This window comes from Acinetobacter sp. YH12219 (assembly GCF_013417875.1).
Lineage (GTDB): Bacteria > Pseudomonadota > Gammaproteobacteria > Pseudomonadales > Moraxellaceae > Acinetobacter > Acinetobacter amyesii.
Genome location: NZ_VPDC01000025.1, coordinates 1 through 11826, shown reverse-complemented (window position 1 = coordinate 11826; position 11826 = coordinate 1). Strand labels below are relative to the sequence as shown.

Here is an 11826-nt window from a genome sequence, read left to right as displayed (position 1 = left end):
TTAAAAAACACCGCCAGCGAAGTAGCTGTAAAACTTGAAATTTATAATGTTGATTGTGCCTGAAAAGTATCAAAAAAATAAGGGAGCAAAGCATCCCTTATTCTCGACTCGCCAACTTATTTTCAATCCACTGATGGATCTCTAAAGCTGACCAGCCGATACGGTTTTGGGTGATCTTTACTTTCTTTGGAAATGTCGGATCGTAATACGGTGAGTTTTCATCCATCATTTCATAGATAGTAGAACGTGCAACACCTACAATTTCTACAACCTGCTTAATATTGATGAGTTGATTCATTTGAAAAGTTTGACCAACAAACGCATTCATGAGTTTACTCCTAATCATTCATGCGAGCGGTTATTCGCTCAAATGATATGCAGCTCCGTAAAAATTTAATCTCCTTAAGCCTCAACAATAATTCAATTCAAAGTTTGAACAGAACGCTGCAACTCATTCTGTAAATTCAAGCTTGTGGTTTTCTTTTGTTGAGCATCATCGATGCCTTCATCAGATGGATAAAACTCTTCAATGACGTCTACCCCATCACCTGAATCCATTTCAAAAACTGCATTTGCATAACCCTGTCTTGCCTTGTGATCTAAAGCTGCCTGATTAAAACCACTCGATTTACTCTGTTGATCAATTTCTTTAGCAGTCTGTATAGCTTGCTTTAAATCAACGCCTTCACGTAAAGTTAAATCCACGTAATACACAGGCTGGCGATAGCTTTGGGTCGTGGATTTACCCCGAAGGGTAAGTTGCAATGGCAAGCATGAAAGTAAACCATTCGATGCTGCATGGTAGTAACTCAGTCGTGCGGCCAAGGTTCTTATACTGTTAAAGCCTGTGGTTCTAAAAATGAAGGTGCCAAGCTCATCCGACTCATCTAAATTGACATGCAGTCGCCCATAAGGCTTGCATTGTCCACCTTGAGCCATTGAACATAAATCAGGCGATGGGCATGGATGTTGCTCTACACCTTGACTAGTTAAGCGCTGGCAGGTTTCACCATTACCCACACAAACGGGTCGTCCAGTTTGACGATCAAATAAGCTGTATTCTGCACGCAGATTCAGCTCAGGATCATTGAAGATCATCCGCACAGGAATTGAGCGGAGTTTTTGATTGGATGCTTTAGCCCGCAGCTGTTCATCTAACGGATGTTTGATCCAACCACTATCTTTACTTTGGATTTGACTGGTAATGGTGAATTGGTCATCCTTTTCAGGCAGACGCTTTCCGTTCTTTTCGACCATTCGGCCAATGCTGATTCGCCCTAAAATAGGCGGTGTGATTGCTAAACCTTTAATCATGATATTTCTCTTTTTAACAATGAAATCGGCATAAAAAAATCCCATGCTGTTTGGCATGGGATCGTTATGGCCTTAAATTGATTTGCTTATGTATCTCGAAGAATGAATTCATCTCATTCATCATCTGGGTAAATATTGAAGCGTCTTGAACCAGATTTACTTTGCGGAAATTGGTTCAGATATTCAGGGTACTGTTTTAGTAGTGCTTTGCTATCTAAGCTAATCGAGTCTTTGGCCTTTTTCCACGTGACAGAACCTGCTTTGAAGGTTGCGCGCTCAGCCTCCTGCATCTTGGCCTGCAGCTGGTGCTTCAGCAGATCGAATTGCTCTTGGTGCTTTTCAATTTGATTGCGTGCTTGAATCAGCTGCTCAAACTGTTGGTTGGCTTGATCATCTAACGAGAGATCGGTCGTACTTAGCGGTACATGCTCTGGATACAGTAATTGCAAAGCTTTAGCGGCCGATTCACTAGCATCTGCATCAGGCGGTGTATCCTTTTCCACGCACTCCCAGAAGTAACGCTCTGCATTCACGATATGCTGAATCACCGATTCTGAACGGGTCACTTTAAATATGCGGGTTTCATGTCCGCAGATCAGCACACAGATATGTGCTGCCTTCTTCCCCGTCACAGCCAATTGATGCTGAACCTGACACAGTACATATAGAGGCACACCATCCCGCCAAAGCTTAGCGCCATATTCCCCTGCGGTTTTGCATTCTAGAACCTGCACATCTGCGTCACCCACTACAGAGTAATCCAAGTTTGCTAACATGAAATGCTTGTCTGGATCAGGATGCTGCAGCACAGCATTGACGCGGCGGACTTTATAGTTGGTATGCATGCTGTAATACTCAGCCACTAAGGGCTCTAAACGCTTACCCCAATACAGGGGCGCATGACCTTCGCTTTCATCTTCAATCGATTGCTTGATCCGTCCAGTCTTGATCATCCATAGTTCCAGCATCGACATATAAGGGTTGAGCCCACAGGCTGCTGCGCAATCACTGCTGCCGATGCCCTGCCTGCGTACTTCCAGCCATTCAGCCTGACTGAGCTTCTTTGTCTCCACAAAACGTTTAGCATTGAAAAGCTTAGCAGGACTAAATACTTTAGGCTGTGCATATGCTGCAGGTAGATTTGATAAATGATTCATTGTGAATTCCTCTATTTTAAATTTTGGGCATAAAAAAACCACATCCGAAGATATGGTTTGATATTTCTAAATGGATCTATTTTAAAATGAGACGACTGCTAAATGTCGCTTTAGGTTTTCTTCAGAAACGCCGGCTATTACAATTTCTAAAAGTTCTGCATTTAATTGAAGACCTTGATTAAAGGAGTAACCAAAACTACCTTTTATTGTTTCTACTAAAATATCAAAAGATTTTTTATCTTTCATTTTTAATAAAAACTTTTCATCCCCTAGTTGCGTAATTGAATTTATACTCACTGTACTCTCCGTTTTACTATTTATCTTGCTAAAAGTTAGTGGAGATTCATTTCGTCTTTTCAATGTTACTACTTGGAATTCTATGCAATTAATGACATCTAAGCTTGTTATTAAATTCAGCTAAGTTATTTCTGACAAACTATATTTACGAAGAAAATTTATATAATCATACGTAACGCTTGTTCCAACCCACGCTGCTTGAGTCCTGCACCTGCACCAAACCAAGCTGAATCCAGACGGTGATCCTGACTCATAGCCCGGCGTTCATGATCACAAAACTCGGTAATACTGCACAGCAAGCCATACGCGGTATCTTTAGCTGAACTGAGTTCTGCCCCACGTCCATGTCCGTTAAACATAGTCATGACTTTCGACATGGCACGGCCATTCGGTTCCATCTTATTTTCAGCTTTAGTGGCTGAGTTGGCTTGGGTTGCTACGTTGCGGTAGAACTGAATGATACCTTCGTCCTGCTCTATCGGACTCAAGCTGCTGTTGTTAAACACGGCATCGAAATAAGCCGCGGCTTCGGTCTGAGTCACTTTACGCTGACTAAGCTGTTTCATTTCATACATGTGTTCCTCCCATGCACGTACTGAAATTCCCAACTGCTGTTTAATCTTTTGGGCATCAAAGCGGGTGCTATGCGGGACTTTGACTACACCTGCACTGCTATTCTGCCCTTTTAAAGCAATCGCTAAGGTGTTATTGCATACCACACGGATTGAAGTGAATTGAGCGGTGGTGGCAAGAGTGCCATCACAGCCCGTTGCCAATAAGATATAGCCATTACTGACATCTTTGCCTTTGAGCGCGGCAGTCTGTCCCGTTTTAGCTAAAGCCCAGAATTTCTTGCCGCCTTTCAATACACCTGCTGTTTCCAGCTCAAAACCTGATTGTTCAGTTAAATCACGGTAGAACTCCAATACCTCTGCAGGCTGAACTTCCTGATAACGCTGACTGACCACAGATAAAGGTGTATGGGTATCTGAACGGTAAAGTACACGCTGTTCTTCATAGGGCATGATGATGCTTTGCCTGCGTTCATTCTGTGCCATGTAGCTGACATTGGATGATTCGATACGCCAATCCATGCCGGCCTGTTTCGCCCAGACTTCAATCGGCTGATTTTGCGCGAGCTGATTGCCAAGACCATGCCAAGGGGTGTCTCCGACATACGCCATTTTTTCAATTTGATGTGCCATAGTGTTAATTCCTGTACCTATAAATTGATTGAATTAAAATATTTAAAAATAATCAGCTGTAAAATCTGCTTCTGTTAAGACTGGGCCCAAGCAAAATGCTGATGGCAGTCCTGACAGATATACTGATTGGCATTGCTGTAATATTTTTCATAGCAGTACTGACTGACGATGACCAATACACCACCAACAACAACACCGATAGCTGCGCCTGTAAAAGGTGGAAATCCTGCTTTTTTGGCAAGCTGCATGCCGAAAAGCGCCATCTGGGTCGGTGAAATACAGCGTTGCAGTTGTTCGAAATAGTTGGCGTTTGCATGACTTGAATCCGTCTGTCTGACATGGCTAGACTGACAGTAGGGACATTGAATAAAGGACATTGATATTCCTTGTGAAATGAATTTAGTACGAAGAACTGAATTGAGGGCATAAAAAAACCGTGTCCATTGAGGACACGGTTTGATTTAGATTTAAGTTCGTCGTTTAGAGTTAAAGACCGCTATTGAAAGCTATAGCTCGCTGTTCCCTGTTCTGTTTCAACATCGACACGCACGACATTGTCATAGCCACAGCCAGTTAGTTTTAGCCTTAAACGCAAGCCCATTTTAAAATGCTGCGGATACTCCAACGATCTGCGATAGCCTTCATAACTGCATTCACCGTTATTAATTAAAACATTTGTAACGTTAATCGGATCTGGGCTGTTAGAACGAATGGTGATGACATTTGCTGCTTGGTTTTGCGCATACCAGTTGCTGGTATCTACTACATTCATTTCAACAGTAAAAGTATTAGGATCAAGGCTAGAACTGCACCCTGACAGTATCATGCCTGCAGCAGCCGTTACTGCCAGCAAGATCGATTTAAAATATTGCTTCATAAAATTTATCCTCAGCAGTAGTTGTAGCTCACGCCGTAATCACCGGTCTCTAAATCAATACTGACCAGCTGAATTTCACAGTCTGTACCATTATCAAATTTATAGACGTAGTAACGGTTGCCCGCCTGTTCCGACTCTAATGCACCGTGTTCCTGCAAGCTAAAACTGCTCACGGGTTTACCTATATCTTTAGCAACTTTAGCAAAGACGAGCTGCTGGTACTTATCTACATTTTTCTGTTCAAATTCAGGCAGGTCTGCATAAGGAAGCATGGATAACAAGGTATCTGCTGCTTTCAGGCTTTGATCCAGCTCAAAGTTCAGCAGCTTAGGTTGATTCTGTTCAGAGCTTGGTTGCTTGATTCCAGCAGTCAATTCCTCCACATCAATGCCATCAACTTCCGCAGCAGGAATGCCTTCTGAAGCAGCAGCTTCTGAAACTGGCATATCACTCGCGGCTGCAGTTGTTTGCACAGGCTTCTGAACGCTGGACTTGGTACTGAAAAAATAGAATCCAGACACGATAACAATGGTCAAGGCAAGAATAGCAGCTAGGCCTAATATAGTTTTTTGGTTCATCTCAAATCTCCCGCCTTTTAGTTCGGTACAGAGACTTGACCATTCTGAGCATTAAAGTGAACGAAGCGCGGACAACCACCCTGAAAGTTCACCGTGAAATTCCGCCAGCCACGATTGCCCGGATTGGTTTTATACATGCACTGATACACCCCGCCACCCAAATTTCGGGCTTGAACAAAATAGGCTTCACTGGCTTGCGCAAACCAGCCAGCCTGCGCCCATGACGCGCCTGCCAGCAGTGATGTAATCAGGGCAGTTTTTAGGAAAGTTTTTAACATAGTCATTTTCTCTTTTTACAGGCATCACTGGTCTTCAACAGATCCAGCGTCCCCTATGCAATATTTGTTGGAATGAATTTCTAGGTTTTTGAATTTTTTATAGACGATAAAGCGTACAGATCTACTTAGCTCAAAACAGCATTAGAGATTCATCTTCATATCGGTAATATGTATTTGAAAAAGTTTTATTCTTAAAAGCGATAGACACAGTTATGCATTGACTGCACAGCATCAGGTCTAATAACCCAACGGCACAAATACTGAAAAAGAGAAATGTAAAAGACGGTATTGATGTAAGCGCATGGCGTACTCCTAGATGATATAGAAGTTCTACCAAGTCACTGTCAAATGATGGTGGCAGAACGAGAAAGGGTTGACAGACCAGTCATCTAGGAACCGGCACGCACAAGGCGTCCCTCCCTCGCCCTACCGCAACGAAGGGGGACGAACGAGTTCGCCACCAAAAAATTACTTTTTTGATGTGCTAGATGATAACGGTCTGTCAAAACCGACTGACGATGTAGGTCAGCAGGCTAAGGATAATCTGCGCAATGTAGAGCATCAAGCAAGTGCAGGAATGCAATATAATTTTTTAGTACCGTATGGTTGCTCCATCAAACCATTTAAACCCTTTGGGGTAGATGCAGATTCTATTCGCAAGCCCACTCCTTCCTGTTTGATTTTCCGGCATGCTATTTAATGCGCTCAGCGGACATTGGGCACCTTCTTGAATAATTTGATCAATCCGAAACATCTGTTCAGCCTCAACCACATTATTTTGATCTGTCAGACTCAGGCAACTGCAGGTACCCATATAATTCGTTACCTGAGCCCAGAAATGCTCTATGACACTGCAATAAAATAATGGATCAGCATAGAGTGATCGGTTAAAGCTCAGATAAAAGTGGATCACATACCGCTGCTGAACATCAACCCGCACGACCTGATAAAAGCGGTAAATGGCTTGTGTTCGATACCAGTACTCAGCCGCTAGACTTTTTTGGAAATTTGAGAAAAATCGCTCTAACTGTCGCAAATCGATAATTTCATTTCCCACCTCATTTAGACTGAGTTCCAGCTTTAAATCCGCAGCATCGGGATACATCTGGCTTGTATTGCAATAAGACTCTCTCAGCTTTTCGATCCGCTTATCGTATCGCTCATTCAGCTTATGCATTTCTTCAGTCAAGCCGGTGCTTTCAAACAGCACTCTCAGCCGCTTTACGATCTTATTGATATAAAAACCAGCGCTTCTTTGCGCCGTGACCTCAATAAAACGAAGCTTCTCTTCTGTCAGCACGCTGCAGTAAGCCTGAAAGAACTTGTCTGCCCAAAATGAAAAAGATAAATGCTCTTGAATGCCAACAGCCATCATCCTGCGCCATGCTGAAAAATAACCCGACAGTTTCAGCTTAAACTCATCATCGATATTCTTGTGATGAGCCTCATATTCAATACCTTCTGGAATTGGAGCAAATCGAATCGTTTGATAAAACTCGATAACATCCTGTTCCAAGCGTGGCGCTGTCACAAACTCAAATTCTGTATAGCTCATGTTTTGTCCTATGAATAAATTAACTTCATAGAACAGGCATCGTCATAATTTTTTATGCCATATCAGCATCGACCGATATTTTTTAGTCTTCAGCTGCAAGATTTATGGCACTGCAGCCCAACTGCTTTTGCTTATAATGAGTTTGGTAATTTCTACCATGAGGCTTATATTTACCCTTAGTAAATGTATTCTTGACTCCCAGCTTAATGAGCATCATTTGGCTATATTTTTCAGGCCGCACCAAATATTCAGCAACACGTAATGCATTCGCATGCTGTACTGCAGAATTTCTTGAAATTTCACCAATTCCTAAAGTCCCTTTTTTCTTATATTTCTTTTTATTCAAATTCACATTAAACCCAATACCAATACATCCGTCATTGGTCATCGTAATCTCTTTCCATTTATCAATCACCTCAAACCCATAATAGACATCGTTTTGGATTTTTGAACTGTTATACACCAGCATTAAATGCGCATGAAAGCCTTTTGTGGCGCCATGCTCCAAAACCAGCCCAAAAGTCAGTAAATGCTTAAAACAGCCATTTTTATCTTTCAGTGCCCTACGTAAGCTTTGGATGTGTAAATCAAAAACATCAATCGTCACAGCACTTAAAGACTCAACTGCATAGGACAAATCCACACGCACAATCAATACAGAGCTCCGATCAACAATGACGTTATTCATCTCTGCAAGAAAGCTCTTTTGGTTATCTTCTTCCTGATTTCTATACTTTTCAATTTCTTCAAGAATAAACCCTCGATGCGCATGCAGAATTCGTCTTAATGCCTTAATTCCCCCTACAGAACGACCTGATAGATATTCACCAAAGCTAAGCATGCCACGCTGGCTATTGACGTATTCAGTGACTGCAATAAACGCCCTAATCGATGCTGCGTACTCAATCCCTTCTTGTTTAAAGGCTTCAAATGCGCAGTACAAGCGTTCTAGATCAAAAATGAAATCTTCATCAGACAAGTCGAGATTAAGACATACATCGACAAAGGTATGAATGGCATACATCACCCCTGCCTGATGGTCTAAATTGAATGGAAACACGTTGAACTTCCTTAACTATGATTAAAGTCATAGTTAAGCAATCGACTTATTTTTTTAAATGACACACAGATCTAGAGTAAGCACACATCTTCCACTATTCACATGTATCGAATAGTGATCTCACTCTGCATTGACTATTGATCATTAGCGTCATGTATATAGAGATATCTATTCAGTCTATATGACATATCCAACTGTTCTTGTTATCTGTATGAGTAATAGTGATTGTATTGATATATCTAGTACTTATAGTTCTATGATCTATAGTAACAAGTCTATTATTAGTATTAATCTCTATATTAATATTAATCTCTATATTAATAATAGATAAAACCGTCTTAGCACAAAAGCAATAATGATAGCCCAGCCGATCAGCACGATTTCCCAACCTTCGGCTAAGCTAGGCTTTTTGGATATTTCATCGTTACGATAGTTAAGTCAGAAAAATGTTTTTTTGAATATTTTAGTTGTAAGCCTAAATCAAGCATGCATACTACTCAAATAATGATAAACAGCGATGATGCAGTAATCCATAATTTTTAAGTTCTTCCAGTGTTGGCGATATTTCTGTCATTTGCTGTACTGGAAAGTCGAATGGAGTCGCATCTTGCAATGCTTTTTGAAATTCCAATTCGCATAAGAAATACTCGTCAGCTTTTGCATCCTGATCAGGAACAAAGCAACAGCTGTACGTGTTCTGAATAAAAGACCGAGGTAGAATTCTAAAAGGCTTTACTATTTCTCTTGCCTCAGCAAATACTCGGTCTAACCCCCTCTTAGTCGTATTATCAATATCGGAATATTTAGTCACACATTGCTGAAAAAAGTAAATTTGGTTATATGCAATAAGATCCATAAGAGCCATTAAAAACTGATAAACCCTGAACTGTTCTGCTTTTAATTTGGCTGCGATCCTCGATGGAGTTTTGTCTGATTCATTCTTTAACTCCATTTCTTTTTTGATTATTTTGATTTGGTTATCATGCAATGAATACGGATAGAGAGAGTCTATGCACTCTAAACGTTCAAAACTTTCATCATCAATTACAACTAAATTGGCATCTCTTAACATTTTAAAAAAAGATTTATTCTGGCTATAGATCTGACAGCACCATTGCTCAAGTAAACTTTGAAAAAGACCTAAGCGGTTATGCATTCCACTGAGTTTTATAGACTTGGTAGATTCTAAACTGTCTAAAGCCACCTCATCATCCAGAATATTTTCATGAGGCTTTAAATTAAAAGTAGTGGATAATGAATTCTCAGGATGCAATTGCTTTAATTCTAAATAATGATCGAAGAATTTCATGACTTGCGCTCTCTGTATAACATTAAAATTATTATTCTTTTCGTGTAAAACAGGCTTCATCCAACATAAAGGATCACACAGCAAATAGTTATTTTTATATTTTAGAATATTAAAACCAGTATCTGAATGTTCGCTTTCATTGTTTAAAAATAAGTCACCCTTTTGATCAAGTAGAGTAAAAATAGAGGCTACCTTCTGAACTTCAAAAACATGTGGCTGTGGGTATTTTAAAATATAAAATCTGCCGTAAATTGCAGCATCACCCCAAAATGTATGTGAAAGGTTCAAAGCGTAAATTGGAGACTCTGTCTGAATAAAACTATTTCGAATTGCTCCATTTGCCTGACATCGAATAAATCCGAATTGTTTAAGCTGCTGTATAGCCCGATAAATAGATTGTTTGTTTAAACCCGTTGCCCGCTCGATTTCACCAATTCCACACCCTACAACAATTCCAAACGAATCTGCACCATAAATTAATCGCAATAAAACAAGATAACTTCGATAATCAAGATTGCAATCAGTCTCTGTTTTTTTAGGTAAATTGCTGATTTTTATCTCAGCACTTTTTATAAATAGAAGTGCAATAAATTTTAATAACGGAAATTTTCTAGACATTCTTTTAATAATATTATCCAGACTGTAAACAGACATTATTAAATTATCGCTAATATAAGCAAGGTTAAGCTGTAAGTGACGGACTCTGGTACGTTTTCCCGTCTCTGGAAAATCTATTTTTAATATTCCATGCTGCTCCAATTCATTCAATACAACCCGTAATTTTTTAGTCTGTATGCCAGTGGCTTTCGTCAATTGGGCAAGCGGTAATGATGTACTCTCAGCTCCAAAATTTCTTATAAAAGTAATTAGTGCCCAAACGGCGTAGGCTGAAAGTTGGCCATCCACCCTCTGATAGAAAGCCATAAATATGATTAAGAAATGCTGCTCAGAAATCTTCTGCTCCACAAAAAAAACCTCTACTTCATTAACCGACATCTCAGGTAAAGGTATCATACACCAAACGTGATAGGCACAAAATGATAATTAATAATTGGTTTTTTTATAATTATCATTTAATTAATATTTACTTAATTTTTATTTATGGTATACATTAATATTAAGTAAATATTAATGAAAATTAACAATGGCACGACCACATTTAACTCTAGAGAAATGGTTATCTTCTTACACAGATTTAAAAAAAGAATTCTTAGATATGGAACACAGCCTAAATCCAGATCAAATAAGAAAGACTGTGTCGCCAGGAAAAAAGGATTGTTACCAATCTACAAATTATCAACAGACTAGCCCAAATAGTAATAAAGACCTTTCTTCTCAACATAGCCAATCTCAGTCAGTTCATATAAATCAACTATTACCAAATCTTCTAAAATTTGAAACTGAGAAATATATTGTTGAAACCAATGATGAACATTTTCAAATTTTAAAAAAGAAGTTCCTTTTATTTAAATACAACCACAAAAACAAAGAAAATAATTGTGTCATTAAACAAATCACACTCGATCAAAAGACATTAAAAGAACTTGATGAAATTAAAGAAAAATATAAATTTAAAAGCCTTAAAAACTGTTTAGAGTTTTTAATTGATAGGCAAAACTCACAATTAACAGATAAAAATAAAATAATATCAACTCTCAAAAAGGAGAAAAGCAAAAGTAATGATTCTATTTTAAGGAAAGAGCTCGAATTAAAGGATGAAGAAATTTCTCAAATTAAAACCAAGCTTGAGCAGCAAAAAAATACCATCCAAGAAAATATGAGCCGATCTGCAAAAAAATATGAGGAATACTTAATACAAATAGCTGTAAGCAAAACCCTTGAATTGCAAAAAATTAAGGTTTATTTGGGTGAGATTTCCGAAGAATATCAACAGACCTTAGATAAAACTCTTACACCCGAAGAAATTAGTCAGATTGAAAATCAATTTAGAAACGAATGTGAGAAACAAAAACAACTTTTGATAATGAAAAATCAGTCAAATTTAAATGAAGATCTAGGCTTTGATCAACACGTTGCTTTTTATAAAGAAGAATAAAAAATTATTATAATTATTAGATTTCTTTCATAAGTCATTTTTCACTCAGCTCCAAGTTATAAATTCCAGCAATTAGATTGAATCTTAATGCTAGTCTTTTGCCTCGATTGCGATATCGCTCAGCAAGAATTTTGAAGGTT

13 protein-coding genes and 1 pseudogene are annotated in these 11826 nt (G+C 39.1%); 1 reads left to right on the top strand and 13 read right to left on the bottom strand.

What is annotated here, in order from left to right:
- Positions 1-97: 97 nt before the first annotated feature.
- The 12 genes from FTV04_RS14470 to FTV04_RS14415 all read right to left on the bottom strand — a co-directional run bounded on the left by FTV04_RS14470 (position 98) and on the right by FTV04_RS14415 (position 10626).
- Positions 98-328 (bottom strand): AlpA family transcriptional regulator, encoded by a 231-nt coding sequence (locus tag FTV04_RS14470; RefSeq protein ID WP_130116379.1) that lies wholly within the window; start codon positions 326-328, stop codon positions 98-100.
- Positions 329-420: 92 nt separating this feature from the next.
- The gene (locus FTV04_RS14465) at positions 421-1314 is read right to left on the bottom strand and encodes a hydrolase or metal-binding protein (protein ID WP_180090142.1); all 894 of its coding nucleotides are present in this window, start codon (positions 1312-1314) and stop codon (positions 421-423) included.
- A 113-nt stretch (positions 1315-1427) separates the two neighbouring features.
- On the bottom strand, positions 1428-2471 hold the full coding sequence (locus FTV04_RS14460; protein WP_180090140.1) for a YqaJ viral recombinase family protein: 1044 nt from the start codon (positions 2469-2471) through the stop codon (positions 1428-1430).
- Positions 2472-2552: 81 nt separating this feature from the next.
- Positions 2553-2768 (bottom strand): hypothetical protein, encoded by a 216-nt coding sequence (locus FTV04_RS14455; protein WP_180090138.1) that lies wholly within the window; start codon positions 2766-2768, stop codon positions 2553-2555.
- Between the two features lie 158 nt (positions 2769-2926).
- Positions 2927-3973, bottom strand: coding sequence for a DUF932 domain-containing protein (locus FTV04_RS14450; protein ID WP_180090136.1), 1047 nt, complete (start codon positions 3971-3973; stop codon positions 2927-2929).
- A 74-nt stretch (positions 3974-4047) separates the two neighbouring features.
- A complete protein-coding gene (locus FTV04_RS14445) occupies positions 4048-4350 on the bottom strand; it encodes a hypothetical protein (protein ID WP_180090134.1) in 303 nt (100 codons plus the stop codon).
- Positions 4351-4469: 119 nt separating this feature from the next.
- On the bottom strand, positions 4470-4850 hold the full coding sequence (locus FTV04_RS14440) for a hypothetical protein (protein ID WP_180090132.1): 381 nt from the start codon (positions 4848-4850) through the stop codon (positions 4470-4472).
- An 11-nt stretch (positions 4851-4861) separates the two neighbouring features.
- Positions 4862-5428 (bottom strand): hypothetical protein, encoded by a 567-nt coding sequence (locus FTV04_RS14435; RefSeq protein ID WP_180090130.1) that lies wholly within the window; start codon positions 5426-5428, stop codon positions 4862-4864.
- 17 nt (positions 5429-5445) lie between these two features.
- Positions 5446-5706: a hypothetical protein gene (locus FTV04_RS14430; RefSeq protein ID WP_121533459.1), complete on the bottom strand. Its 261-nt coding sequence runs from the start codon at positions 5704-5706 to the stop codon at positions 5446-5448.
- A 592-nt stretch (positions 5707-6298) separates the two neighbouring features.
- The gene (locus FTV04_RS14425; protein ID WP_180090128.1) at positions 6299-7261 is read right to left on the bottom strand and encodes a hypothetical protein; all 963 of its coding nucleotides are present in this window, start codon (positions 7259-7261) and stop codon (positions 6299-6301) included.
- Between the two features lie 82 nt (positions 7262-7343).
- A complete protein-coding gene (locus FTV04_RS14420; RefSeq protein ID WP_180090126.1) occupies positions 7344-8321 on the bottom strand; it encodes an inovirus-type Gp2 protein in 978 nt (325 codons plus the stop codon).
- A 493-nt stretch (positions 8322-8814) separates the two neighbouring features.
- Positions 8815-10626 (bottom strand): hypothetical protein, encoded by a 1812-nt coding sequence (locus tag FTV04_RS14415; protein ID WP_180090163.1) that lies wholly within the window; start codon positions 10624-10626, stop codon positions 8815-8817.
- Between the two features lie 148 nt (positions 10627-10774).
- On the opposite strand from FTV04_RS14415, the gene FTV04_RS14410 reads away from it, so the two are divergent.
- Positions 10775-11686 (top strand): hypothetical protein, encoded by a 912-nt coding sequence (locus FTV04_RS14410; protein ID WP_180090124.1) that lies wholly within the window; start codon positions 10775-10777, stop codon positions 11684-11686.
- Positions 11687-11720: 34 nt separating this feature from the next.
- Here the strand turns inward: FTV04_RS14410 and FTV04_RS14405 are convergent.
- Positions 11721-11826 (bottom strand): annotated as a pseudogene (locus tag FTV04_RS14405) (IS5/IS1182 family transposase); the annotation flags it as partial.